Genomic DNA, 23,526 nt, shown 5'->3' on the forward strand with positions numbered 1-23,526 from the left:
TGATGGCGAGAGCTATGCGCGTCTGTGCGAGATGCTGGGACGCACCGACTTCAGCGGCAAGCTGGCCGACCATGACGTGCCAGTCCAGCTGTTGGGTGGCAGCGAGGACATGGCGACACCGCCAGCAACGCTGGAAACGCTGGCAGGCGAATGCAGCGATGCGCCTCTTGAGATTCTCGGCACCGTGGGTCATGTGCCGTCGGTGGAGTGCCCCGGTGCCTTCGCCCAGCGCCTGCTGGGCTGGTTGACTGTCGACCTGGGCGATGTCGGCGCGCAGGGCGTGCCGTATGCCATCGGGCTGGAAACCCGCAAGCAGGTCCTCGGCGAAGAGCACGTCGCCCGGGCCAGCGCCGGGGCAACCACGCTCGATGCGCCGTTCCAGCAGATGATCACGCGGCTGGCCTGGGGTGAGCTGTGGAGCAACGACGACCTGACTCGGCGCGAACGCAGCATGATCACCACGGGGATTCTCGCCGCGCTGGGCCGTGAGGAACTGGAACTGCATCTCAAGACGGCCAAGCGCATCGGGCTATCCGAGGCGGAACTGCGTCAGGTGCTGATGCATGTCGCCATTTATGGTGGCGTCCCCGCTGCCAACCATGCCTTTGCCTTGGCCAAGAAACTGGGCTGGGGCGAGTCGCTTGGCTGAGTGCGTTGGAGATTGTGACGGAAAAGTATCTAACTGTCTGGTCCCGAAGAGTAAGGGCCTATCTTACAAGCCATGGTCGGAAGATGATCCATGGCTTAGATACTTCGTAAACGCACCACGACCACGCAGGCGGGAAGTAGGGCGGTCATAAGAGCTTTAAAAGGAAGCGATATAGATGCGACATACAGGCGGAGGCACCAAGACTTCAGCCTGCGTCCTTGATTGGTACTCGGCTCAGGTGGTTGTTCTCTTCAGCCACGGTCTGCAGCAGTCTGCACAGCGTCGCTTGATCATGTTCGCATAGTGGGGCCAGTAGCTCCTCTTGAACCTCGGCGACAGAGGGAGAGGCGCGGTGACGCAGCTGTTGCCCCTTGGCGGTCAAGCTCACCAGCATAGAGCGGCGGTCCTCAGGGTTACGGTCACGTGTCACCAGGCCACGCTCCTCCAGCTTTCGAACTACGACGGCCACAGTGTTGCGATCGAGGGCAGTATGGCCCCCTAGGGTGATCTGGTCGATCGGCCCCTTTTCCTCGAGGGCGCACAGGATGATGTATTGCAGCTGCGTTAGTTGGTACGCCTCACATTTGCGCAGGAAAATCGCGATGCTGATCTGGTGGCAGCGCCGCAGCAGGTTGCCTGGTAGAGCACTCGCTTCCGAAAGTGGGGCAGAGTTCGTGTCTGGGGTGGTCCTGTAGGATGGTTCTGCGGGCGAATGACGTGCCATAAAGGTTGCCTGTTTCGGTGTTCTGGCAGCGGCAATCTAGTATAGACACCGTTGCGTAGGGCGAGGGCTGAGCGCTTCACAATATCACATAGGTATGCCTTCGGACTCGTGACCGGGTCATGGAACGTGATTGGCAGAAAGTCGAATTGCTCTCCCCCATAATGATCACAATACTGATCATTATGGAGATGATAGATAGTCACACCCCAGCAAAACCGATGGTGCCGGTTTGCATCAACTATGAAAGCCCGTACCCCACGGGATGGAGCGCATAAATGCAGTACTTTCTGGACGGTTACCGTAGTGGCGATCCACGGATTCAACCTGCGGCCGAAGGACGCAGTACCGATCAGGGGCCGTTACCGGAGGAGGTCGATGTGCTGATCGTCGGTACCGGTCCCGCTGGGCTGTTGCTGGCGGCGCAGCTTTCCAACTTTCCGGATATCGTCACTCGCATAGTGGAAAGGGCCGAAGGGCCTCTCGAGGTGGGACGCGCCGACGGTATTGCCTGTCGCACGGTTGAGATGTTCGAGGCCTTCGGCCTGGCCGGGCGGATGATCACCGAGGCCTACTGGATCAATGAGACCCACTTTTGGGGACCGGATCCCGAGCACAAGTCGCGCATCTCTCGGCTCGGCCGCGTGCAGGATGTCCGGGACGGGCTCTCCGAGTTTCCTCACGTGATCGTCAACCAGGCCCGACTGCTCGATTTCCTGCTGGAGTATATGTACAACTCCCCCAGTCGACTGCAGGTCGACTATAGCCACGAAACGCTCAAGGTGGAGGTGCCGGGAGCCCCACACGAACGGGTCAGCGTGACCCTCAATACACCGAACGGCGAGAAGACCGTGCGCGCCAAGTACGTGGTTGGATGTGACGGCGCGCACAGCGTCGTACGGCAGTCCATCGGCCGGGTGTCACAAGGGCACGGCGAGGACAAGGCGTGGGGCGTAATGGATGTGCTCGCGGTGACCGATTTTCCGGACATCCGCTTCAAGTGCACCATCCAGTCTGCCGAGGCAGGCAACATCCTGCTGATCCCTCGTGAAGGCGGCTATATGGTCCGGCTGTACGTCGATATGGGCAACATCGCCCCGGACGCTTGGCTGACCAAGGAACAGGTCCTAGAGAAGGCCCAAGCAGTCCTAGCCCCCTACAGGTTCGAAGTAAAGGAGACGGCCTGGTTCTCTGTATACCGTGTCGGTCACCGGGTTACCGACAAGTTCGATGATGTCGACCACGACCAGATGAACAACCGCACACCGCGGGTCTTCATTGCTGGCGATGCCTGCCACACTCACACCGCCAAGGCCGGTCAAGGCATGAACGTGTCGATGCAGGACACCTTCAACCTAGGCTGGAAACTGATTTCGGTGCTGGAGGGCCGCAGCCCGGCCAGCCTGCTTCACACCTACAATGCTGAGCGTCACGTCATCGCTGAGAATTTGATCGAGATGGATACCCGCTGGTCACGGGCGATTGGTGCCGCTCAGGACTCTGACGACCCGCAGGCCGCTATGAAGGGTCTGGCCGAGGTGCAGCGCCAGTTCGTCACCAACAGCGAGTTTACCGCGGGGTTCGCCACCCACTACACGCCCGGCCTGCTTACTGGTGACGACACCCACCTGAATCTGGCCACCGGTTTCCCGCCGGGACGACGATTCCACTCAGCGGAGGTGATCCGACTCGGCGATGCCAAGCGAGTCCACCTCGGCCACGTCCACCGCGCCGATGGCCGCTGGCGGCTCTATGCCTTCGCTGACATGGTCGACCCGAGAAGTCCGGGCTCGCGTTTCAGTGCCCTGATGGCTTTCCTCGCCAGCGAGGAGTCACCAGTCCGCCGCTTCACCCCAGGAGGCGCCGATCCGGATGCGATCTTCGATGTCCACGGCATCATCCAGCAGTCCCATCTGGAAATCGACTGGACTGAGATTCATGACTTCCTGCGTCCGCACAAGGGACCCCTGGGGCTACAGGACTATCAGAAGGTCCACGCCCCGGTGCTGGGCACCGACCAGGACATCTTCGACCTGCGCGGCATCGATCGCGGAGCTGGTGCGCTGGTAGTGGTACGTCCGGACCAATACGTCTCTCTAGTGCTGCCACTCGACGGCTTCGAGGAACTCAACCAGTTCTTCTCTAGCTTCATGTTGGAGCCGACCTGACGGCTGAGTAGTGAGGTTAATATTTTAATCAGAGACCCTCAGTTCACTATACAAACAATTCGAAACACGATAAGAACCTCTTGGAGGAGATATGAAATACAAGCTCATCGCCTGCCTGCTGTCAGCATCCTTTGCCGGTCTGACGGCGGCATCCGCCCAGGCGGCCACTACCCTGCGTTTCGCCCACTTCTTTCCAGCCGCCTCGGCAGTCCACCAGGATCTCTACCAAGCCTGGGCAAGATCCGTGGAGGAGGCTTCTGGGGGTGAGCTGCGTGTGCAGCTGTTCCCCTCAGGCACCCTAGCCAAGGCCGAGTCCATCTATGAGGCTACCGCAAACGGCATCGCCGACGTCGGTTCCACTGTCCAAGGCTACACCGCTGGGCGCTTCCCGCTGAGCCAAGTGGTCGAGCTGCCCGGGGTGGCACCCACGGCGGAGACCGGCGCCTGCGTGTTACAGACCCTCTACGACGAAGGCCACCTGGACCAGGAGTATGCCGATAGCCGGCCGCTGTTTATGTTTACCACCGGCCCGGGCTTCCTGCATACCAAGGAAACAGTGGTGGAAACCCCTGAGGACCTGCAGGGGCTGCGTATCCGTCGTCCCACCGCCTTGGTCGGCGACATGCTTACCGACATGGGCGCCATCCCGGTCGGCATGCCGGCCCCGGATATCTACACCGCCATGCAGCGTGGGGTGATCGACGGCGTCAGCCTGCCTTGGGAGGGCGTCAACACCTTCCGCCTCAATGAACTGACTTCCCAGCATACCCAGGTGCCGTTCTACTCGCTGGGCCTGATCGTCACCATGAATCAGCGGGCCTACGATCGCCTGAGCCCTGAGCAGCAGGCGGTGATCGATGAACATTCGGGCATGGCCTGGGCCGAGAACGCTGGCGAGGTCTTTGGACGTCTTGATCGCGAAGGCAAGGAGAAGGCCGTCGAGGCCGGTCACACCATCCTTGAGATCGACAATCCTCTGGAGAATGCAGACTGGAAGCAGCCGTTGAAGAATGGCATCGAGCAGTATCTGATCGGTCTCGAGGAACGAGGTCTTCCCGGTCGCAAGGTTTACGAAGCGGCACTAGCCGCCCGCGACGCCTGCACCACCAAAGCGGGGTAACCTCCATAAACAGCCGTCACTGAAACAGGGACAGCCACTGGCTGGCCCTGATCTGTAGTGTAGTCGCCGGTATGGCCCTGGTCGCCTTGCTGGGGGCGACCATCGCCCCCTGATTTACCACCCTATGTGATGCAGTCACAGCTGCAAGGTATTTACCAGTCAAAGCTTGTTCTTATTCCATGCTAGCTGCTCGGACTGGTGGCAGTGCGAAAATGCCTGGCGGAGCCATAAGTAATCACTTTGTTGTAATGGCGCTTGTTCACGGGTGGTTTCAAACTGCTGTGTTACACACAACGTCAATGACGTGTAACGATTAGAGCTGCTAACCTTAAGGGCTATTGCATTAGCAGGCTAAGAATATGTTTTTCTTTCTGATCCACGCCAGGCCACAGCCAGGTGCGCCATCGCCTGAAAATATCTCTGAAGCCATGGTCAAAGTCTGGGTGAATTCTGAAGATTATCAAATTGCCGAAGCGGCAGCTGTTCAACGTATCTCTCGGCGCCGGTGGCAAGTTATCGCTATTGAGGATGCGATAGATTATGGTGAGTCGCTGCCTCAGGGGCTGAATAGTGCCCAAACACGCCTCTACAATGACGCACTAATCGGGGGGATTGCGACCCTGTATAGGTACTCATATATTGACTGATAAGCTTGGGTTGCCGAGAAGGCACGTTAAATCATTTTCTACGCCGCCGCGTCGGGGGAATCATGCGCACGCGGGCTTTCGAGCGGCGTGGACTGACCGGTTCGTTGCCTGTTCCGGTCGCGTCGTCAGCGGCTTGGTGTGGCACTGGCGCGGATGGAGTGGTGATCCAGGCAAACACCGGCAGGGAAAGGTGCCAATAGATGGCACTAAGGCGTAATGCCAGAATAACCAGAATGCCCAAGGTACTGGTCAGGTAGGCATGGATGGCCAGGTCGCTCAGCACGACGTAGGTGCAGGCGCCCGCGATGGAGGCGGTGGCGTAGATTTCCTGGCGCAGGACCATCGGCACGCGACGGGCCAGCACGTCGCGAAGCATGCCGCCCGCAACGCCGGTCAACAGCCCCATCAGTACCGCAACGATACCAGCATGGCCCAGCGTCAGTGCCTTGTGAGCACCGATGATCGAGAACAGCGCCAGGCCGAAGGCGTCCAGCACCGGCAGCACGACGCGCGATAGCCGGTGAATGTAATGAAAGCCCACAATCGAGAGCGCGACGGTGGCGATGACCACCCACAGGTAGGTTGGATCGTTGACCCAGAACACCGGGCGCAAACCGAGCAACAGATCGCGTAGCGTACCGCCGCCGATGCCCGTCACTGCCGCCAGCACCAGCATGCCGAAGGGGTCCATCCTCGAGCGGCAGGCGATGATAACCCCCGAGAGTGCAAAGACGATCACGCCCGCCAGATCCAGCCAATAGATCCATCCTGCCACTCAAGTTTCCTCTGTTGTGTAATCCGCGGTAGCGCACTTCATCGAGACGCGATCAGTCCGAGCACAGAAACGTCAATGCTCCGGCCACCATGGCCTCGATGCCGGTGCGCAGCGTGACCTCGTTGCCCGGGAAGTAGTAAGGCGAGTGGGGCATCTCCAAGTGGCGCATTTTCTCCGCGACGCACTGGCCAGGGGTCGCGGCCCAGCGCTCTGCAGGGGTCGCCCCGATAAACCAGTAAACATAGGGAATATTCTCGCCGCCGAAGCCGCCGTCCTCGGCGTTGCCGAAAAACGGGAAGTCCTCGCTGCCGTTGAGGCGCGGCATGGCGTAGAGGTTGGCCTCACCGAAGTGCTCGCTGTGAGCCCGGCGCACCCGCTCGACCGTTTCCGGGTCGTTATGTAGGGCGAGAGTCTCGTTGAGTACGCGGAACTCCGGGGGGCGGGGCGAGCGCCCAGCCTCGCACTCGGCGCGGATGATGCGCTCGATGGCCTCCATCACCTGCCGATGGAGAGCATTGTCGAAGCTGCGGATATTGATCTCGAGCTCGGCGGAATGGGGAATGATGTTGGCCTGGGTGCCAGCTTGCAGCTTGCCGACGGTGACCACCACGGTCTCCTCCGGCGGCACCTCACGAGATACAATATTCTGGAGGCGGGTGACCGCATGAGCGGCGATGACTACCGGATCCACCGCCTGGGCCGGCATAGAGCCGTGGCCGCCGACGCCGTGAATCGTCACCGCCAGGTTGGTGCAGGCGGCCATGGTGCTGCCGGGGCGGTGCCCGATGGTGCCGGCCAGGGCCGGCATGTTGTGCTGGCCGAGGATGACATCAGGACGAGCGAAGCGCACGTAGAGGCCATCATCGAGCATGGCCTTGGCCCCGCCGAAGATCTCCTCGGCGGGCTGACAGATCAGCATCAGGGTGCCGGACCATTGTTCTTTCAGCCTCGCCATCACGGCGGCGGCGCCCACCACGCAGCTGCTGTGCAGGTCATGGCCGCAGGCGTGCATCAACGGCACCGTGCCGCTCTCGGTTTCTGCCGTGCGCGTACTGGCGAACTCAAGGCCGGTATCCTCCTTGATCGGCAGGGCATCCATGTCGCCGCGTAGCATCACCGTGGGGCCCTCGCCGTTGCGCAGTAGGGCCACCACGCCCGTGCCTCCCACGCCGCGGGTCACCTCATATCCCAGTGTCTCCAGGGCCGTGGCGAGTCGTTTGCTGGTTTCGTGCTCCTCGAAGGGCAACTCGGGGTGCTGGTGTATCTGCCGATACAGTGTCTGAACGTCCTCGAGGGTCGCCTCTACCTGGACGACAATGGCGTCCTTGAGATCCGACATGTCGGTTTGCGTCATCATCATAGTCTCCATGGCGATTCAGTGGCTCGAGGTGTTGGGCACGCGATGGCCGTCATGAGAGGCATGACCCAGGCGCTGCCAGGCAGCGACCGCCGCCACGTTGAACAGCATGGCCCAGACACCGGCGTGCCAGCCCAGAGGTGAGCTCCATACGAACTCCATCAGCAGGAAGGCCAGGCTGCCCACAAGCGTCCCCGCCATCACACTGGCCCGGCGTAGCTGCGGCATGAACAGCGCGCCAATCATCATCGGGAACAGTTGGATGATAACCCCGTAGGCGGTAAGCAGGATCATTACCAACGAGCCGGGGTTGAATAGTGCGATCAGGTAAGCCGCCAGCGACAGACCCAGCACGCTCCAGCGCGTCACGCTCACCGTCGTCTTCTCGCTGGCGTTCTTCATCACTGTGGGACCCATCACGTCGCGCACCAGCACGATGGCCGCGGTATGCGCCAGGTTAGCCCCGGTGGACATGGCCGCCGCCAGGGCGCCGGAAAGCATCAGACCGACCACCCAGGGCGAGAAATTGGCCACATCCATTACCATCTTCAACAGCACGGTGTCAGCACGCTCCAGGGGCGTATCGGCGAATGCCAAGATGCCGGCGAAGCCGATGAACAGCAGCGGCACCAGCAGATAAGCATATAGGGGGTAGAAGACGCTGATCTTTCGCAGGGTCTTGCCGCTGTCGGCCGAATAGAATTTCATGAACAGGTGCGGCCACATGGCACCGCCGAAGGCGCTGACCAGCACCGCAGTGCTGAAGTAGCCCCAGCCCATGCCGGTCGCCCCGGGCATGGTCAAATACTCCGGCGCTTGTTGCTGGATCTGAATGAACATCTCGCCCACGCCACCATAGAGGCGCTCGGAGATGGCCAGCCCTAGGAACCAGGCGATGGCGATCATCATCACACCCTGCACCAAATTGGTCCAACCGATCCCGCTCAGGCCGCTGCAGAACACGTAGGCGGCCACCACCACGAAGGCCAGCAGGCCACCCAGCCAGAACGGCACCATGCCATTGGTCGCGGCTTGGAACAGCAGACCGGCCCCGGCGATCTGGATAGTCAGGTAGGGCACCAGGGCCACCACACCAATAATCCCAGCCAGCATACCCAGCGGCTTGCTGCGGTAGTGATCGGCGATCATGTCGCCCTGGGTCAGGTAGCCGCGCTCGCGGCCCAGCTTAGCCACCCGCGGCCCCAGGGCCCAGATGGTGATCGGTACCAGCGACAGGTAGGCGAGGATATAGAATGCCGGCGCGCCATGCTTGTAGGCCCAGCCAGGCGTTCCGAGGAAGGCGAAGGCAGAGAAAATCTCTGCGCCAAGGATAAAGAACAGAATCACCACGCCCACGTGGCGACCGCCGGCCACGTAACCTTCCAGGCTGGAGCTCGACTGGCCGCGGGCGCGTAGGCCCACCACCAGCACCATCACTAAGTAGACGAGCGTAATACCAATAATAATTACGGAATCACTCATGGCGGCCACCTCCGTTACGGATGACGAAGGCGACCCACATGCCGGCGAAGAGCACTAGCATCCACAGGGCGTACCAGAAGAACAGGAAGGGCAGGCCCAACACGGTGGGCTCGATGCGGTTGGCGATCAGGGCGCCGGGCCAGATCATGGCCAGGGTGCACACCGCGAAGTGCAACCCTGTCAGCACGTGATAGGTCTTGTTCATATGATTATCCGGCTCGCCAAGGGCGAGTCTTGTTATGGGTTGTCACCGCACTATGAAACGCCTTCTGCGATAGAAAAAATATAGCTTTAGCATGGCTGGTATGCTGATTGGCTATAGGTAAAATGGGAGCGCCCTTGCGATTACTCTGAGGTTGGCATGGAATTCCGACAAATCAGCTACTTTGTGGCCGTTGCGGAGACCGGCTCCATCTCGGCGGCCAGCCGACAGGTGCATGTCGCCCAGCCGGCACTGACCCGACAGATTCGACTATTGGAGGAGGATCTGGGCACCCGTTTGTTGGAGCGCCATGCCCGCGGGGTCCGCCTGACGATAGCCGGTAAGGCGCTCTACGATGATGCAGTGCAACTGCTCGATAGCCGCACCCGCATCCGGACACGGCTATCGTCTCTGGGTCAGGGGCTGATCGGTAAGGTCAGCCTGGGGGTCACGGTGACCCACCTGTGGGTACCGGCGGTGGCCGAACTGCTCAGGCGCTATCGGGACCGGTATCCGCATGTGGCCTTTGAGGTCTTCCCGCTGCTTTCGGGTCCCCAGCTGGAGCGGCTGCGCGAGGACAGCCTGGACGCAGGCATTCTCTATCTGGATAGTGCCGAACAGCCGGGGCTAGAGACCCGACTACTCCAGCAGGACCATCTGATGCTTGCCGTGCCGGAGACATCGCATTGGTCGGCCGCTCCGCCGCACCGGCTGGCGGAGCTGACGGATACAGACTTCGTGTGGGGGGTTCGCAGCATCTCGCCGGTCTACTATGACCGGGTGATGGCGCATTTCGCGCGGCTCAACTTCGCGCCGCGGGTGGTGCAGTACGGCGCCGACAATATCACCATCTTGAGCATGGTGGCGGCAGGCCTGGGCGTGGCCATCGTGCCCTCGGCCAGCCGCGCCCATCTCATGCCAGGCATCCGTTTCATGGACCTGCCGGAACTCCAAACCTGCGACATGCCACTGTGGCTGGCCTGGCGGTCGAGCAACGACTCGCCGGCGCTTCACAACCTAGTAGGGCTGACCGACGCCGTGTTTGGGTGAGGCGCGCCGTCAGCAGCCCCGCCGGCTGCATTTTCGACAATCAGCTAGGCGTCCACCTCGTCGGCGATGGTGCGGAAGCGGCGCCAGTCGACGATAAGGCATAGGCGGAGAAGCCAGCGATGATCAGCTTGGGCTTGTGGCTCTTCGCCAAGCGCTCGACCTCCGCGTAGTCGTTTTCGCCGGTTCCGGGCTCAGGCCGTACTGCACGGCGTGGTAGTGCTTGCCGGGGAAGTTGGGCGCAGCCCCGTGGGTCAGGTGACCGCTGTGGGCCAGGCTCATGCCCAGCACGGTGTCGCTGGGCTTGTCTAGGGCTATGAAGGCCGCGGCGTTGGCCTGGGCGCCGGAGTGGGGCTGGACATTGGCGTAGTCAACGCCGAATAGGCCGCAGGCACGGTCGATGGCCAGCACCACCACGTCAGTTGCGCTATCCAGGAATGGTGATTCCTTGGTCGGCGGCGCCTTCTTTTTGTGCTTGGTGGTGTAGGACATCCGGGCTCGCATCACTTCAAACGAGTAGCCCGGTCATCGCGATTTTTGCCCTTGGCCAGCCGGTTTAGCGACTCAGTGAGGTGTTAGTCGGGATGTCATTCTTCAAGTAGTTCAGCAACTCTCCACGCACCCACTGACGGCGCTGACATGATCCGGCCAGACTTCCATTGCCCCTGTAGGATGAGTTCAACCCAGGCAGCCAGTGCTGACGACGGGGCAGCAGGTCCAGCAGGGTGCACTCCTTCCAGGCTCGTGAGGATGCAGCGGTAGCGCCGGCTCAGGTACAGCTCGTCGAAGCTTAGGATGCGGGGCGTCGCGAAGCGGTGTCAGCGGCGCAGGAACTCAGCGCGGGGGTTGAAGATGTCCTGCACCGTCTTCTCGTCCATGCCGGTCTGTATGGCCACGAATGTATAGGGTGGTTGAAGGATTCCTTCCCACGTATTTATGGAACCGCATCGTCATGCGGAAGCCGTCAACCATCTCCGGTAGCTGAGGCCTGAAGGTGGACTTGCAGGCCCGGTAGGTGTCGGCGGCGGATCCCCCTGAGGGTGACCCGCTTGCCGTGGATGGGAAGATCACGATAGGGAGCATTACGCTTGCCGACCCGCACGAACTCACCCTGCACACCGCATTCCTTGCAGGTAAATGGATCGAGTGTGTCCACCTGAAGATGCCTTTCGTTGGTGGGCTTACAGGTCCGCATCTCATAACCTAATGGTTAATAATGTAAGCGGTGAGATCCCTGATCAGTACCTCGGATTCAGGTGCTTGATACTTTCATTAACACCACCCCTAAAACAATGAGGGTCGCGGCAACGATTCTCACTGCATTAACCGGCTCAGCCAATAAGGTAACGCCGACAAGAAAAGTCCCAATAGCTCCTATGCCAGTCCATATCGGGTAGGCAGTACCGAGCGGAATAGTTCGCATAGCGATGGCCAATAGCCAGAAGCTGCTCATCATTATGATAATCGTGATAAGTGATGGTGCGAGCCGACTGAAGCCATGAGATTGCTTCATTGAGAAAGCCCACACAACTTCAAGGACACCGGCAACGATAAGATAAACCCAAGACATTGTCCCCTCCTAAAACTAACAGGGCCAGGTCGTCCTGGTCATCACTACCCAAGATGGGGGAGGTCGTCCTCCTTGGCAGGATTCTAGCTTCACTCATGAGTGTGCTTGAGCAACCAAGAACAGCTGGGATAGGGGATAAATTCTTTCAGACAGGTGCTAATCGATGACTTCCGGATAGCGCTTTTTAGCTCGGTAGAGGCGATAAATGGTAATTGCATTGGTAAAGAGCACGAGGGCTTCGGCCAGTGACCCACCTACTGAGCCTACCAAGAGATGACTGAGCATCCATGCGACTGCCGCAAGCCCTAGAGAGACACGCATGGGGATACCTCGGAGCAGAAACATGCCCACCGTACCCAGCACCATCGCCACGATGGCGGGGAGATCTGCCCAACTCTGCCAGGTGAGCACTGAAGCTGCACCACTTGCCGCCAACATGATTGCCATTGCCGCTTTACTGCCCGGATAGCGGCGTGCGAGCGCAATGCGAGCGATCACCAGCAATGACAACGCAGCAGCAGTCCAGCTCTCAAGAAACATGAACTGTAAGGCGAAGGCCACATTGGCGGAGAGCAGCAGCACCAATAGCCGATCGTCCTGCTTGCTGGAAAAGGCCCAGACGCAGAGTGTCAGCGACACCAGACCAAAAAACTGACCGGCCACCGTGCTATAGCTCTCGAACATAAAACTGCATACTCCGCATCAGGGCAGTTGTAACTCATCCAACTGCCTGGCAAACGCCTGTCGGTCTGTTCCTTCAAGCGCTTTAAGTGGCAGCGGTAAGCAGGGAGACGCGACCAAGCCCTTGAGTTCCGCTGCCGTGGCTACCACACGTAGGCTGCCGCCATGTTGGCTGAACAGTGCCCATAGCGGGCTCAAACTTTCGGAAAGGCGCAAGGCTTCCTGGGTATTGCCTGCTTGGGAGGCACGGGTGATGGCCAGGGCTGTCTGTGGAAACAGGCCGCCAATCACCGAATACCAGGCCTCACATCCGGCATTCAGGCCTGTGGCTGCCAAGGGGTCGCCACTGACCCCGATCGTGACATGAGGCGGGATGAGCGTTCGCAGACGCTCGACACGCACCCTGGCGGCTTCAGGTTCTGCTGGAACGCCTGGAATCTTGATGGAGCCGACGTTGGGAAGGTGGGTGATGCGCCCATGTAGCTCGTCACTGAATTCGAAATGGGTGGTGCCAGGGTTGTCGTAGACACATAGCGGCACTGACAGTTGGCGTGTCACGGTTTCGTAGAGTCCGAAGACTTCATCCTCGGATAATTTCTGATACGACATCGGAGCCAGTAACACAGCGCTCGCTCCCGCCGCCTGTGCATCTTCGGCTAGAGCCAACACCTCTCGGGTACTCAAGGCGCTGATGCCAATGATGACTGGGACATCACCGGCATGCTTCACCGCAAGCTGCGCAATGCATGTCCGCTCCTGCCGGGTGAGATAGGCGTAATTCCCCGTCGACCCCAGCGCACCGATGGAATCGACGCCAGCATCGGCCAGGCGCTCGATCAGTCGTATAAAGGCTATCTCGTCGACTATGCCATGCTTCATGGGAGTCAAGGGAAAGGCACTCAGGCCGGAAAACATAGTTCGATTTTCCTCAGCGAACGGATAATAAGATGATGGCTCTGGATGAAAGACTCACGTGCCTCCCTATCAGGCCTCACGGTTGGCAATCGCCACTAGCACTCCCAAGGTCATCAGTCGGGCCTTCTCCTGCAGCAGTGGCAGGTACTGGCGCATCAGGGTATCGAAGTCGACCCGGGCGGCGTTGGTGTTGATGTCGATAGCGCCCAGCAGCTTGCCGTTTGTCAGCGATGGCGTAGCCTTGCTGACGGGCCTTGATGATGCAGCGGCGCAGCTTGTCGCGGTCGGTGACGGTCTTGTCGGTGTGCTTCTCCAGCACTACCCGGGCAAGGTAAGCCTCGAGCTCGGTATGAGGCAGCTGGGCCAGCAGCACCCGCCACATGGAGGTATGGACCGCCGGCAGACGGGTACCCGATAGTTGTTGGCGGAGAGGAAGGCAGCCGAGGTTGAGTACCTTGGGCGCCAGCTCGAAGTGGCGCTGCTGCTTGAGAGTCAGCAGGATACGGCGGCCACCTCGCTCAGCGTCATGCGCGGATGGGCCTCATAGAAGGCCAGGATCACCTCCAAGCCGCTGGCGAGTGCCGTGACGAAGTCACAATCATCGGGGTTCAGTGCCTCGTCCTGCAGTGTCGTGTTCATCTCTTCTCGTCCTGGCTTGTCGTTATCTTGGGGCAGCGTCCAGGGCGTATTGCCCGACAACAAAGGGTATTCTAACACTCGTTCAAAATGCGAACACTTGTACGGATATTGGCGGAGCCGTCAGCCGATGCAAAGCCATCAGCCCACTGGAGAGACCATCATGCCCACCGATCTGATTCAAGCCCCTTCATGAGCCAGCCGGCGCTGAGTGCAATGCACAGGCCATGCTGGCCTTCGAGACTGGCCCTGGCCGAGGTGCAGGAAGCCCGCGATGCCGTGCCCGATGGGACCAGTCGGACCCTGCGCGGGCCTCGATGGCCTCGCCTTCGATATTGAGGCGATCCCCTTCGTCAAGCAGGGCCGCGCGGCCCTATCCGGTGAGCTGAAGCGCTGCCGGCAAGCGGCCATCCGCCTGATACAGGACCACGATGAGACCGTGATAGCGGGTCTTGGTGCAGCAGGCACTACCGATAACCTTCGGCGTCACGGTAGCCCACTGGGCGCTGGTAGTCGGCCAGGATGCCGCTAAACGGATCAGTGCCAAGCGCAAGGAGCGACCGCCCTCGCCAACCTCGAGCGAGCACCAATACGGCCTTATACCCTGGTAGCAGTAAGGCCCAGGTCCGGCGCGCCATTGATTGGTTAAGTAAGGCTAACCAGCTGTTATCAAAGAGATTAGTTTATCGAGATATCCAGATAAGACGTGGCCTTCCCTCTTTTGTGGTTTGACGAACCGTCGCAGGGAGATTATTTTGTCCGTATAGCAAACATATGTTCATTTATCGAACGCGCGGAGATGGCCAGGATTGCACCCTGGGCACGCCAGCCGCTTGGTCGAACATCGTGTTGACCACAGAGAGGCGAACCATTATGGCTGAGTTCCTCAGTTTGAATGATGCGGTGGTCCGCTACGTCGAAGACGGCGCCATCGTATGCATGGAAAGACTTTACCCATCTGGGCGGGCCACGAGGCTATCCGCCAGGGCAAGCGTGACCTGACGCTGATCCGCATAACCCCGGGCCTGGTCTACGATCATTTGATCGGCGCCGGCTGCGTCAGGAAGCTGATCTTCTCTTGGCGGCACCCCGGGGTAGGCTCGCTGCACCGCTTGCGCGACGCCGTGGAGAAGGGCTAGCCCCAGCGCCCTGCCCGCCAGAGGCGGTGCCCATGAAACGCATCTATCCCCCAAACAAGCCCTTGGGCTTTGTCTGAAATTCGACGAGTGAAGGCTAGACAAGGCAAAAATCGGCAAAAAAGCAGAGTTTAGGTAGTAAGTGAGCACTTTGAGCCGGTTTTAACGTCGTATAGCCGAGCGCAGACACTTTTCGGACATGTTCTAGGTCTAGGTCTCACGCGAGGTTCTCATGTCGAAGCCCTGTATCATCTGTGTGGCCATCACCGGCAGCCTGCCGCGAAAGGAAAACAACCCGGCCGTGCCGGTTACCCTCGACGAGCAGGTCGAGAGCACCCAGGCGGCCTTCGAGGCCGGGGCGAGTATCGCCCATTGCCATGTCCGCAATGACGACCAGTCGCCGAGCTCGGACCCCGATCGGTTTGCCAGGCTGATGGAGGGCCTCAATACGCACTGCCCGGGGATGATCATCCAGCTCTCCACCGGCGGGCGCTCAGGAGCGGGTAGGGAGCGTGGCGCCATGCTGCCGCTGAAGCCCGACATGGCCAGCCTCGCGGTGGGCTCCAATAACTTTCCCACCCGGGTTTACGAGAACTCGCCGCAGCTGGTGGAGTGGCTAGCCGACGAGATGCTGGCATACGACATCAAGCCCGAGATCGAGGCCTTCGACCTGTCGCATATCCACCAGGCAGCAACTCTCGCCGAGCAGGGCAAGATCAAGGCGCCGCTCTACGTCCAGTTCGTGATGGGGGTCAAGAACGCCATGCCGGTGGACAAGCCGACCTTCGGCTTCTATATCGAGACGCTGAAGCGGCTCGCCCCGGACGCTCACTGGTGTGGCGCCGGCATCGGCGCCAACCAGCTGATTCTCAATGAGTGGTCGATCGCCGCGGGCGGCCATACCCGCACGGGGCTCGAGGACAATGTTCGATGGGACAAGACGAGCCTCGCCCCCTCCAATGCCGCCCTGGTGGAGCGGGTGGCGAAGCTGTGTGAGAAGCACGAGCGCCCGGTGGCCACCTGGCAACAGGCGCGCAAGATCCTCGGGCTCAAGGCGGCCTGACGACTCGCCACAGCGCCCGCTGACGGCTGTCACAATAGGCTGCATCGCCATTTGTACCGAGGGTTTTCATAAGTGCGGCATTCACCGCTGTAGTTTCGATCATCGCAATCTAGCTTGAACTGCCCCTGATGCGGGAGGATGAGTAGGGACGATAAGCGTCAGTGCATCGCCCGTCCCAGGCTCCCCCCAGGCCATGTCGGATACGCCTTCGGCTTATCCGGCCTACACGGGAGGTTTCTACACCGACCTGCGACACGATAGAGTCCTTCCATCCAGGGGAGAGTCCCATGTCCAAGGCGGTCGCCCAAGAAAGATAGGTGAAAAGGAAAAACGTCTGCTACGCCAGCTAATTGAGGATAAGCCACTGGCCACGCTGGACGAGATGGGCATTCGGCGCGAGCGCGCGACGCTAACCGCCCGTCAAGGTCGACGTTATGGCTACCAGCCGGCCCATCTCATCGCCGTCAACGCCCGAAGCAGTCCTACCCCAGTTCGCTGAACGATGAAATATGGCGCCTCGTGGGTGATCTCTTTGGGGAGGACGGCCAGCGCGGCACACCACCTCTCTATCCTCGGCGATTGTTGGTCAATGCCTGTCTCATGTAGTTCGCAGTGGATGCTCGTAGTGCATGCTGCCCAAGGATTTCCCGCCCTGGCAGAACGTCTACCGGACGTTCCGCCGATGAGCCAACAAGGCAAGTTTGAACGGATACATGTCGACTTCTCAATAAGTCCTATCCTTGGGAAGTTAATCAACGATTAATAGTGCTTAGCCACGCTAGCTGCGCGACATATTAACCGATCAGGAGGTCTCACCATGCCTCATAACCCGCTACGCAACAAAGTCATGCCTATGACATCGGTTAAGAGCGGTGATCTCTTCGAGGTGCTGCCCGACGTTGCCGGACTGACCGTTAAGATCGTCAACGTCTACTTCGTCGGTCTTCCCAACAGCGGTGACTGGGTGCTGGTTGACGCCGGCATGCCCAACGCCAAGAACGATATCCTCGAAGCAGCGGCATCCCGTTTCGGAGAGGACGCTCGCCCCAAGGCGATCATATTGACTCACGGCCACTTTGATCACGTCGGCTCGGTGGTCGAGCTGACCGAGCATTGGGACGTGCCGGTTTATGCTCATCCTCTGGAAATGCCATATCTAACTGGCGAGAAGCATTACCCTTACCCCGACAGCAAAGTAGAGGGTGGTCTTGTCGCCAAGCTGTCGGGCTTCTTCCCCAATACACCAGTGGATCTGCGCCCGCATATCCACCCCCTTCCCGAGGATGGCAGCGTGCCGGGGATGCCGAGCTGGCACTGGGTGGCAACGCCAGGCCATACCCAGGGACATGTATCCTTCTTTCGCGACACGGATCGTGCAATGATCGTCGGCGATGCCTTCGTCACCGTTCGTCAGGATGAGCTCTATCAAGTGTTGACCCAGCATCAAGAGCTCAACGGGCCTCCGCGTTACTTCACTCCTGACTGGAATGCCGCCCGTGACTCCGTACAGCGTCTGGCTGATCTCAAACCCAGCGTGGCGATGACTGGTCATGGCCTCCCCATGTCTGGAGAGGCTCTGGAACATGACTTGGAGTCGCTGGCCCGCGATTTCGACAGCATGGCTCGGCCCGCGTACGGCAAGAGCGTCGAATAGCGCAAGTTGCTTGAAACGCAACATTAAAGCCCCGCCTCGGCGGGGTTTCAGACTGCTGACAGAGTCCTGGCACTTCGACCAAGGCTTCTTTGTAAGGAGAAAATTCTAAAGACCCAGGTACCCAACACACACTGGAGTTGGTCACGCTGGAGGACAAGCCCCTTCCGACTATCGGCTCCGACGTATCGATGCCATCAACGTCTTCGCCCACATTCCGTGATGAGACCCGACATTTATACTGTGTGTACAAAGGTTGTCCCGCGCTGGATCCCGTTCTCCCGTCCAAGTCACTCTTCATCGGTTACATGTGGTCTGTACACCGACAGCACCCACGTCAAGGCTAGACGCTGCGGCCAGTTCGTAGGCTACCTGCTGGTTACGTCGCTCGTTGAGGCCCAGTGCCTTCTGGTTTTGCTCCAGCGCCCGGCCTGCTGCTCGAACTGCGTTCTCTGTGCAGCCGCCAGGTGGCGGAGCTGATCGGATAAGGACTGGGACAGATCGGGCAGCGTGGTCATCCATAGTTGATGCCCGCTCACGAGCAGCCGTGGGTTGCGCGGTTCTTCGAACGACCAGGTTGGGCACTCTATGCTGTCGGCTCGCCGACAATTAAATAAGTTGCCTAGGCCATCGTGAATCAGCACCTTCATACGGTTGCCGCGGCAATTGGTGAACAGGTAGGCACAAACTAAATACCTTCACTATCCGCGCCAAGGCGGTATCGTGGCCGGCACGCATGCCCAAGGGCTCGGTAGCCAGCCAGATCTCGTCGACACGGATCAGGACAGAAGCCTTTTCAGCCGCTGTGCACACTGTGCCGCCTCGGCCACTGTCAATGCACCGCGGTCGTGCCTCGCCCCTAGGCTACCTCGATGCGGATCTCCTTGGCGGAAGTGGGAGACGTTGGCAAGTCAGCCGCTGCGGGCGGAGCCGGGAGTGGCACAAAGTCCGGCGCCACGGGCAACTGACTCTGGCGCTTGGCTTTGTGGATCTAGGTCTGGGCGAGATTGGTATGAAGCCCGGGCTGTAGCGTGACCTGGTCAGTCGAAACATTGCCCTCCAGGCAAGCCGCCATAATCTTGCCTTTGAATTACGGAGCGTAACGACGCCGCCGACGAATCTTACGCTCAGTGCTTGGGGTAGTCATGTTAGGTGCTTACCAATCGATGTACACCTGTCACCGGCGCCAGGCCTCAGCGGAGGTTGTTTCACCGGGTGCATACTCATGTCTTAGATCAATTGGAGCAGAAAGCCAGTGTGGCACGGTCGGCGCTGCTGCATTCGCTGATGATCTTATCGAACTTGACCAGTTAGTGAATGAAGTAAAGCGAAGGGCGATCAATCTGCTCGAAAGACTGGAATGTTGAAATGCCTGCCTTCTCGGCGTACTGCGCAAGCTCCGACCTGTGGGAAGACCCTTCAGACCTCTTCGCAATCTATAGGCAACGCAGGACAGGCCTAATCGTCTGATTGCTTTGCGACTTCCCCTAGCCAAATTGATCCCAGTAAGGGGGATCGCCGAAATAGCCATCCAAATAGTCGACAAAGCATCGCACCTTGCTGGCCAGCAGTTGGCGGTGGGCGTACACCGCATAAAGAGACATCGGTTCGGGCTCATGCTCCGGCAGGACAATTTGCAGTTTTCCTGCTTTGATCGCGGCGCCCGAAATGAAGGTAGGCTGCAGGGCGATGCCGGCACCGGCAATGGCCGCCTCGACCAATACATCGCCGTTGTTACTGACCAAATCGACGCTGGAGTGCTGGCCACGGCCTGGCAACCACCTGTAGGCCGAGTCACCGTCTTCCTGCTCCATGTAGCTATAGCGCAGATAGCGATGTGTGCTCAAATCGTCCGGTCGCCGGGGTGTGCCGTGCTGCTCGAGGTACTCGGGCGAGGCGCACATTACCAAGCGTATCGGTACGATACGCTTCGCGATCAGTGAAGAGCTCTTCAAGTGGCCGATCCGCAACGCAATATCGAAGCCTTCTTCAACGATATCAACCTTTCGGTCGTTTAGTTGTAGGTCGATGCTCACGCCAGGATGGGCGCACTGAAAATCTTTCAGTAGCGGGGCCAGATGGCGGGTAGCGAAGGACACCGGGGCGCTGATCCGCAGCAGGCCACGGGCCTGGGTTTGCAGGTCGCCTAGTTGATGCTCCATGTCGTCGATATCGCTGAGTACCTGCTGGGCTCGCTGTTGATAGCGTATGCCCGCTTCGGTTAAGTGGATCCTACGCGTGGTGCGGTTGAGCAGGCGTACCCCCAGATGCTGCTCAAGCTGGGAAACGTATTTGCTGACGAGTTGAGGGGACATGTCCAAGCGCTCGGCAGCATGGGTGAAGCTTCCTTCGGCCACGACAGTGATGAAGGCGCGCATGGCATCAATACGGTCCATTGGTGTCTCCAGTCCTAATGGCTTGCTGGTACTATCAACGAATTATTGATTAATAAACAATAATAACCGTCTTAGCATTCTTTTCTATTGATAGTAGAGTGAGTCCATTCTCTGGGGTAGGGCTTCAGGGACAAAACCAATAGACCTTGATGCGAGGCGATCCTCATGATTACCCAATACGTTCAGACCCTGCTCAACTCTCGAGGCGGTGTTGCCGCCCTGGTCCTGCGGGTCCCGGTAGGGCTGATACTGGCAGCCCATGGTGCCCAGAAACTTTTTGGCTGGTTCGGTGGCTACGGTCTAGAAGGCACCGGCCAGTGGATGGCGAGCGTCGGCCTGGGACCGGGCTACCTGATGGCGCTGCTGGCCGGTAGCGCCGAGTTCTTCGGTGGGTTGGCACTGGTGCTGGGCCTGCTGACCCGTCCGTCCGGCAGCGCTGGTGTCGGCCTTTACGATGCTGGTGGTCATTTTTGCCGTGCATATCGGTAATGGTTTGTTCATGTCCAACAACGGTTACGAGTACGCCTTAAGCCTGTTAGCCGCCACGCTGGCCCTGGCGATTCAGGGCGCTGGACGCTTGTCTCCGGATGGCTTGCTGATGGTGCACTTCGCGGCTGCCGGGGCAGGGCAGCGCACTGCTGCTTGAAAGTGACACTCCTGATCGCACCGCATCTGCCATCGTCTAACAGACCTTCCTCTTCAAGGGGAAGGCCTCGTTGCAGGAGAGCAGGTTCATGCTGACCGATGGTGCTTGGAAAGAAAATTGACAGCCGGTGCAGGCAAAGGATGATCAAGGAAGGTTTGTTCGCTAGGCCTCATCGTTTCGCCACTGGATTACACCGGACGGTAACGGGCGGGTGGCTTCAAGGCGGAGAAGGGCCGTTATCGGCTCTATATCGACTGTATCTGTCCTTGGGCCTCGCTAACTCTGATGGCTCGTGCGCTGAAAAGGATTGAAGTCACGGTCTTCAACCCTAGACTGACTGATCAGGGCTGGCAGTTCGGTGGCTACCCCGGGGCCGATGAGGACGAGGACACACTCAACGGCACGCGTTACATGCATAACGGTAACGCTGGCCGATCCACAGTTTCCGGGCGCGCCACGGTACCGGTACTCTGGGGCAAGCAGAGCGGGACCATCGTTAACAACGAGTCTGCCGAAGCAGAGCGAATGCTGAACAGGGCCTTCACCGGCCGTGTATCAAGGGCCGGACCTCTATCCGGACGACCTAGCTGCCGAGATCGACGCCTTGAGCGCCCACCTTCATACCGACCTGAACATCGGGGTGTATCAGGCCGGCTTCGCATCCAGTCAGCAGGCGTACGATGAGACGTACAAGAACGTGTTCGATGCACTGCATGAGATATAACTTCAGCTGGCCGATGGGAGATTTTACCTATTCGGCGATTGCCTGACGGAAACCGATCTGCGGCTGTTCGTGACCCTGGTGCGCTTCAATGCCGCCTACCACGGGTTGTGCAATTGCATCCGCAATACCCTGCGTGACATGCCTGTCATGCACGCCTACATGCACAGGAAATGGCCCTTGATGGTATCGCCGATACCGTGCGTATTGATCACATCAAGGCGGGGTACTTTCATCAGGCGCTGAACCCAAGTGGCAACGTGCCGGCAGGTCCCGGCGACATTCAATATGAACCGAGGAGCAGCAGCCATGACTACCACAACCGACATACTTTTCATCTCCCATGGCGGAGGGCCTATGCCACTACTGGGGGATCCGGACCATCATGAAATGGTGGAGCGACTTACCGAGATCGCAGGCAAGCTGCGTACGCCGTCTGCCATCCTGGTCATCAGTGCCCATTGGGAAGAGTCGGTACCGACGATCACCTCGGGGGCCAACCCGGCGCTGATCTATGACTACTACGGCTTTCCCCTCGAGTCCTACCAGATCGAGTACCCTTGCCCCGGCGAACCGGCGCTGGCACGGCAGGTCCACCAGGCATTGGAGCAAGCGGGAATCTCCGCACGACTTGACGGACAGCGCGGCTTCGACCATGGGCTTTTTGTCCCTCTCAAGCTGATGTATCCGAAGGCGGACATTCCCTGCGTGCAGCTGTCACTGGTTAACAGCTTGGATGCTTTCACACATCTAGCCATTGGCAGGGCGCTGCAGGCGCTGGAGGTCGACGACCTGCTGGTGATTGGATCCGGTTTTTCCTTCCATAACATGCACGCGTTCTTTGCGGCCAATACCCCCGATATTCTGGCTCGCAACCAGGCTTTCGAGGACTGGTTGGAAGAGACCTGTAGTAATGTGCAAATCAAGGAGTCGGAGCGAGCTGAGCGTCTGGCACATTGGGATCGTGCTCCCTATGCCCGGTTCTGCCATCCCCGCGAAGAGCATCTTCTTCCAATACATGTGTGCTATGGACTTGCAGGAAAGCCTAGCGAGACGCATATTGCTGCAAGAATTCTTGGAAAGACATCAGGAATGTTTTATTGGCGTGTTGGTTCGTGAGCATTGGATCCGGTTCGCTAGGGTTCCGATTTTACTACACCATTGCAGAAGCGCTGCGCTCCTTCGGGGCACAGCGCTCTGATTGCCTTTTGGGTAGGGCTATTCAAGATAGCGATCAGACCAGGTCGCGTTTCTCTTCCTTCGCTGCACGCGTATCGCGCAATACCGCGCGACAGATCAGAGCTAGTACGCCCAGGGTAAGAATGGGCCAAATCAGTACGTAGCTACCGTAAATCAGGGTTTGCATGGGATCTCCTATTTATTGGCTGGGCCGATGAGGCAGGCGTGTACATTGTTCCGTCTTCTTATTTCTGGCCAGCCATACCACCGAGCATAATGCCTTCTGAGGTATCAGCCTGGTCAAGGTGGTCATCGTAGTCACCGACCTTTTCCTTGAGGATCGATGTGTTCGATTATATCGAGATCTTCTACAATCCCAGACGTCGTCACGGCACGAGCGATGACCTGTCACCCATCGAGTACGGACGACGTCATATATAGCTAGAACCTGATGGGTGTCTAGAATACTCGGGGCGATTCAATCGGCGCTGGCTAGCGCTACAGCCAACCGAGCCGAATTACGGGCTACTGAGACATCGCCTGCGATCTAGTCACGAGGGTGTTGTCTCATCGTTGGCTCGCTCAACAAGCCGCGCATCGCCTCCTTGCGCGGTTTTACTGCGCGAAGTTAGCGACAATATGGCCTTCGTCGCGGCTTTCAACTCGTATTGGCTCATGATGCGATTCTCCCGGACGGCATTTACAGCTGCATAGCGTGTCCACATGTCGCTCTCCTCCAGACAGCGGTGGCATCAGTGTTTAAG

The 23,526-nt window shown here is 59.2% G+C and carries 24 protein-coding genes and 8 pseudogenes; 16 read left to right on the top strand and 16 right to left on the bottom strand.

Annotated elements, in window-relative coordinates; genetic code table 11:
• Positions 1–649, top strand: a 649-nt coding sequence (locus F568_RS0120425; protein ID WP_019019888.1) for a carboxymuconolactone decarboxylase family protein, incomplete at its 5' end; no start/stop codon positions are given.
• A gap of 205 nt (positions 650–854) precedes the next feature.
• Here F568_RS0120425 and F568_RS0120430 read toward each other — a convergent pair.
• Complete coding sequence (locus F568_RS0120430) at positions 855–1,373, bottom strand: MarR family winged helix-turn-helix transcriptional regulator (RefSeq protein WP_019020624.1); 519 nt, start codon at positions 1,371–1,373, stop codon at positions 855–857.
• A 275-nt stretch (positions 1,374–1,648) separates the two neighbouring features.
• On the opposite strand from F568_RS0120430, the gene F568_RS0120440 reads away from it, so the two are divergent.
• From F568_RS0120440 to F568_RS0120450, 3 genes are all read left to right on the top strand, one after another.
• Entirely contained in the window at positions 1,649–3,538 is a 1,890-nt protein-coding gene (locus tag F568_RS0120440) for an FAD-dependent monooxygenase (RefSeq protein ID WP_019020626.1), read from the top strand.
• A 91-nt stretch (positions 3,539–3,629) separates the two neighbouring features.
• The gene (locus F568_RS0120445; RefSeq protein ID WP_019020627.1) at positions 3,630–4,658 is read left to right on the top strand and encodes a TRAP transporter substrate-binding protein; all 1,029 of its coding nucleotides are present in this window, start codon (positions 3,630–3,632) and stop codon (positions 4,656–4,658) included.
• A gap of 359 nt (positions 4,659–5,017) precedes the next feature.
• Complete coding sequence (locus tag F568_RS0120450; RefSeq protein WP_019020628.1) at positions 5,018–5,305, top strand: hypothetical protein; 288 nt, start codon at positions 5,018–5,020, stop codon at positions 5,303–5,305.
• Between the two features lie 31 nt (positions 5,306–5,336).
• On the opposite strand, the gene F568_RS23455 is transcribed toward F568_RS0120450, so the two are convergent.
• Genes F568_RS23455 through F568_RS0120470 form a run of 4 tightly spaced genes read right to left on the bottom strand, consistent with a single transcriptional unit; the run spans position 5,337 to position 9,124 of the window.
• On the bottom strand, positions 5,337–6,080 hold the full coding sequence (locus F568_RS23455; RefSeq protein ID WP_019020629.1) for a trimeric intracellular cation channel family protein: 744 nt from the start codon (positions 6,078–6,080) through the stop codon (positions 5,337–5,339).
• 52 nt (positions 6,081–6,132) lie between these two features.
• Positions 6,133–7,437, bottom strand: a complete 1,305-nt coding sequence (locus F568_RS0120460) for an amidohydrolase (RefSeq protein ID WP_019020630.1) — start codon at positions 7,435–7,437, stop codon at positions 6,133–6,135.
• Positions 7,438–7,455: 18 nt separating this feature from the next.
• A complete protein-coding gene (locus tag F568_RS0120465; protein WP_019020631.1) occupies positions 7,456–8,919 on the bottom strand; it encodes a sodium:solute symporter family protein in 1,464 nt (487 codons plus the stop codon).
• Positions 8,912–9,124, bottom strand: a complete 213-nt coding sequence (locus F568_RS0120470; RefSeq protein WP_019020632.1) for a hypothetical protein — start codon at positions 9,122–9,124, stop codon at positions 8,912–8,914. Before F568_RS0120470 ends, F568_RS0120465 begins: the two co-directional genes overlap by 8 nt.
• Positions 9,125–9,280: 156 nt before the next feature.
• Between F568_RS0120470 and F568_RS0120475 the strand changes: the two genes are divergently transcribed.
• Positions 9,281–10,171 carry a LysR family transcriptional regulator gene (locus F568_RS0120475; RefSeq protein WP_019020633.1) on the top strand — a complete coding sequence of 297 codons (891 nt, stop codon included), beginning with the start codon at positions 9,281–9,283 and terminating at the stop codon, positions 10,169–10,171.
• 47 nt (positions 10,172–10,218) lie between these two features.
• Here the strand turns inward: F568_RS0120475 and glyA are convergent.
• The 7 genes and pseudogenes from glyA to F568_RS26250 all read right to left on the bottom strand — a co-directional run.
• Positions 10,219–10,585, bottom strand: a pseudogene (glyA, locus tag F568_RS25105) (serine hydroxymethyltransferase); the annotation flags it as partial.
• A 42-nt stretch (positions 10,586–10,627) separates the two neighbouring features.
• Positions 10,628–11,363 (bottom strand): annotated as a pseudogene (locus F568_RS24605) (transposase); the annotation flags it as partial.
• Between the two features lie 57 nt (positions 11,364–11,420).
• On the bottom strand, positions 11,421–11,738 hold the full coding sequence (locus tag F568_RS0120490) for a DMT family transporter (protein ID WP_019020635.1): 318 nt from the start codon (positions 11,736–11,738) through the stop codon (positions 11,421–11,423).
• Positions 11,739–11,894: 156 nt separating this feature from the next.
• Positions 11,895–12,422: a YgjV family protein gene (locus F568_RS0120495; RefSeq protein ID WP_019020636.1), complete on the bottom strand. Its 528-nt coding sequence runs from the start codon at positions 12,420–12,422 to the stop codon at positions 11,895–11,897.
• 18 nt (positions 12,423–12,440) lie between these two features.
• Positions 12,441–13,334: a dihydrodipicolinate synthase family protein gene (locus tag F568_RS0120500; RefSeq protein ID WP_019020637.1), complete on the bottom strand. Its 894-nt coding sequence runs from the start codon at positions 13,332–13,334 to the stop codon at positions 12,441–12,443.
• 76 nt (positions 13,335–13,410) lie between these two features.
• Positions 13,411–13,716, bottom strand: coding sequence for an IclR family transcriptional regulator domain-containing protein (locus F568_RS26245; RefSeq protein ID WP_026300688.1), 306 nt, complete (start codon positions 13,714–13,716; stop codon positions 13,411–13,413).
• 110 nt (positions 13,717–13,826) lie between these two features.
• The gene (locus tag F568_RS26250) at positions 13,827–13,973 is read right to left on the bottom strand and encodes a hypothetical protein (RefSeq protein ID WP_308428054.1); all 147 of its coding nucleotides are present in this window, start codon (positions 13,971–13,973) and stop codon (positions 13,827–13,829) included.
• Between the two features lie 271 nt (positions 13,974–14,244).
• On the opposite strand from F568_RS26250, the gene F568_RS25490 reads away from it, so the two are divergent.
• From F568_RS25490 to F568_RS0120530, 5 genes and pseudogenes are all read left to right on the top strand, one after another.
• Complete coding sequence (locus tag F568_RS25490; RefSeq protein WP_019020638.1) at positions 14,245–14,502, top strand: hypothetical protein; 258 nt, start codon at positions 14,245–14,247, stop codon at positions 14,500–14,502.
• A gap of 341 nt (positions 14,503–14,843) precedes the next feature.
• Positions 14,844–15,106: pseudogene (locus tag F568_RS0120520) on the top strand (CoA transferase subunit A); the annotation flags it as partial.
• A gap of 232 nt (positions 15,107–15,338) precedes the next feature.
• Complete coding sequence (locus F568_RS0120525; protein WP_019020640.1) at positions 15,339–16,169, top strand: 3-oxoadipate:acetyl-CoA acetyltransferase; 831 nt, start codon at positions 15,339–15,341, stop codon at positions 16,167–16,169.
• A gap of 453 nt (positions 16,170–16,622) precedes the next feature.
• Positions 16,623–16,884 (top strand): annotated as a pseudogene (locus F568_RS25885) (transposase); the annotation flags it as partial.
• A gap of 102 nt (positions 16,885–16,986) precedes the next feature.
• Positions 16,987–17,823: an MBL fold metallo-hydrolase gene (locus F568_RS0120530; protein WP_019020641.1), complete on the top strand. Its 837-nt coding sequence runs from the start codon at positions 16,987–16,989 to the stop codon at positions 17,821–17,823.
• Positions 17,824–19,307: 1,484 nt separating this feature from the next.
• Here F568_RS0120530 and F568_RS0120535 read toward each other — a convergent pair.
• Complete coding sequence (locus F568_RS0120535) at positions 19,308–20,216, bottom strand: LysR family transcriptional regulator (protein WP_019020642.1); 909 nt, start codon at positions 20,214–20,216, stop codon at positions 19,308–19,310.
• A gap of 165 nt (positions 20,217–20,381) precedes the next feature.
• On the opposite strand from F568_RS0120535, the pseudogene F568_RS23470 reads away from it, so the two are divergent.
• From F568_RS23470 to F568_RS26425, 4 genes and pseudogenes are all read left to right on the top strand, one after another.
• Positions 20,382–20,862 (top strand): annotated as a pseudogene (locus F568_RS23470) (DoxX family protein).
• 285 nt (positions 20,863–21,147) lie between these two features.
• Positions 21,148–21,339 (top strand): annotated as a pseudogene (locus tag F568_RS26420) (glutathione S-transferase family protein); the annotation flags it as partial.
• A 73-nt stretch (positions 21,340–21,412) separates the two neighbouring features.
• Positions 21,413–21,586 (top strand): hypothetical protein, encoded by a 174-nt coding sequence (locus F568_RS25890; RefSeq protein ID WP_019020644.1) that lies wholly within the window; start codon positions 21,413–21,415, stop codon positions 21,584–21,586.
• Positions 21,587–21,649: 63 nt separating this feature from the next.
• A pseudogene (locus F568_RS26425) lies at positions 21,650–21,694 on the top strand (hypothetical protein); the annotation flags it as partial.
• A 47-nt stretch (positions 21,695–21,741) separates the two neighbouring features.
• On the opposite strand, the gene F568_RS25895 reads toward F568_RS26425, so the two are convergent.
• Positions 21,742–21,912 carry a hypothetical protein gene (locus tag F568_RS25895; RefSeq protein ID WP_019020645.1) on the bottom strand — a complete coding sequence of 57 codons (171 nt, stop codon included), beginning with the start codon at positions 21,910–21,912 and terminating at the stop codon, positions 21,742–21,744.
• On the opposite strand from F568_RS25895, the gene F568_RS0120555 reads away from it, so the two are divergent.
• Positions 21,893–22,702 (top strand): DODA-type extradiol aromatic ring-opening family dioxygenase, encoded by an 810-nt coding sequence (locus tag F568_RS0120555; protein ID WP_026300689.1) that lies wholly within the window; start codon positions 21,893–21,895, stop codon positions 22,700–22,702. The two genes, F568_RS25895 and F568_RS0120555, sit on opposite strands and share 20 nt — an antisense overlap.
• A 115-nt stretch (positions 22,703–22,817) precedes the next feature.
• Here F568_RS0120555 and F568_RS25505 read toward each other — a convergent pair whose 3' ends face one another.
• Complete coding sequence (locus tag F568_RS25505; RefSeq protein WP_019020647.1) at positions 22,818–22,949, bottom strand: putative transporter small subunit; 132 nt, start codon at positions 22,947–22,949, stop codon at positions 22,818–22,820.
• A 149-nt stretch (positions 22,950–23,098) separates the two neighbouring features.
• Between F568_RS25505 and F568_RS25115 the strand changes: the two are divergent.
• A pseudogene (locus F568_RS25115) lies at positions 23,099–23,203 on the top strand (IS3 family transposase); the annotation flags it as partial.
• 110 nt (positions 23,204–23,313) lie between these two features.
• Here the strand turns inward: F568_RS25115 and F568_RS25120 are convergent.
• Positions 23,314–23,487 carry a hypothetical protein gene (locus F568_RS25120; RefSeq protein WP_019020648.1) on the bottom strand — a complete coding sequence of 58 codons (174 nt, stop codon included), beginning with the start codon at positions 23,485–23,487 and terminating at the stop codon, positions 23,314–23,316.
• Between the last annotated feature and the right edge of the window lie 39 nt (positions 23,488–23,526).

This window comes from Modicisalibacter luteus DSM 23508, assembly GCF_000378505.1.
Taxonomy (GTDB): Bacteria; Pseudomonadota; Gammaproteobacteria; order Pseudomonadales; family Halomonadaceae; genus Modicisalibacter; species Modicisalibacter luteus.

Excerpts from the sequence above, each read along its gene's own strand:
- F568_RS0120555 (WP_026300689.1), top strand. The coding sequence starts at position 21,893 with ATGACTACCACAACCGACATACTTTTCATCTCCCATGGCGGAGGGCCT.
- F568_RS0120450 (WP_019020628.1), top strand. The coding sequence starts at position 5,018 with ATGTTTTTCTTTCTGATCCACGCCAGGCCACAGCCAGGTGCGCCATCG.
- F568_RS25120 (WP_019020648.1), bottom strand. The coding sequence starts at position 23,487 with ATGTGGACACGCTATGCAGCTGTAAATGCCGTCCGGGAGAATCGCATC.
- F568_RS25505 (WP_019020647.1), bottom strand. The coding sequence starts at position 22,949 with ATGCAAACCCTGATTTACGGTAGCTACGTACTGATTTGGCCCATTCTT.
- F568_RS0120525 (WP_019020640.1), top strand. The coding sequence starts at position 15,339 with ATGTCGAAGCCCTGTATCATCTGTGTGGCCATCACCGGCAGCCTGCCG.
- F568_RS0120500 (WP_019020637.1), bottom strand. The coding sequence starts at position 13,334 with ATGTTTTCCGGCCTGAGTGCCTTTCCCTTGACTCCCATGAAGCATGGC.
- F568_RS25490 (WP_019020638.1), top strand. The coding sequence starts at position 14,245 with ATGCCGTGCCCGATGGGACCAGTCGGACCCTGCGCGGGCCTCGATGGC.
- F568_RS0120535 (WP_019020642.1), bottom strand. The coding sequence starts at position 20,216 with ATGGACCGTATTGATGCCATGCGCGCCTTCATCACTGTCGTGGCCGAA.
- F568_RS0120460 (WP_019020630.1), bottom strand. The coding sequence starts at position 7,437 with ATGATGACGCAAACCGACATGTCGGATCTCAAGGACGCCATTGTCGTC.
- F568_RS0120530 (WP_019020641.1), top strand. The coding sequence starts at position 16,987 with ATGCCTCATAACCCGCTACGCAACAAAGTCATGCCTATGACATCGGTT.
- F568_RS26250 (WP_308428054.1), bottom strand. The coding sequence starts at position 13,973 with ATGAACACGACACTGCAGGACGAGGCACTGAACCCCGATGATTGTGAC.
- F568_RS0120495 (WP_019020636.1), bottom strand. The coding sequence starts at position 12,422 with ATGTTCGAGAGCTATAGCACGGTGGCCGGTCAGTTTTTTGGTCTGGTG.
- F568_RS26245 (WP_026300688.1), bottom strand. The coding sequence starts at position 13,716 with ATGTGGCGGGTGCTGCTGGCCCAGCTGCCTCATACCGAGCTCGAGGCT.
- F568_RS0120440 (WP_019020626.1), top strand. The coding sequence starts at position 1,649 with ATGCAGTACTTTCTGGACGGTTACCGTAGTGGCGATCCACGGATTCAA.
- F568_RS0120470 (WP_019020632.1), bottom strand. The coding sequence starts at position 9,124 with ATGAACAAGACCTATCACGTGCTGACAGGGTTGCACTTCGCGGTGTGC.
- F568_RS0120445 (WP_019020627.1), top strand. The coding sequence starts at position 3,630 with ATGAAATACAAGCTCATCGCCTGCCTGCTGTCAGCATCCTTTGCCGGT.
- F568_RS0120475 (WP_019020633.1), top strand. The coding sequence starts at position 9,281 with ATGGAATTCCGACAAATCAGCTACTTTGTGGCCGTTGCGGAGACCGGC.
- F568_RS0120490 (WP_019020635.1), bottom strand. The coding sequence starts at position 11,738 with ATGTCTTGGGTTTATCTTATCGTTGCCGGTGTCCTTGAAGTTGTGTGG.
- F568_RS0120430 (WP_019020624.1), bottom strand. The coding sequence starts at position 1,373 with ATGGCACGTCATTCGCCCGCAGAACCATCCTACAGGACCACCCCAGAC.
- F568_RS0120465 (WP_019020631.1), bottom strand. The coding sequence starts at position 8,919 with ATGAGTGATTCCGTAATTATTATTGGTATTACGCTCGTCTACTTAGTG.
- F568_RS25895 (WP_019020645.1), bottom strand. The coding sequence starts at position 21,912 with ATGTCGGTTGTGGTAGTCATGGCTGCTGCTCCTCGGTTCATATTGAAT.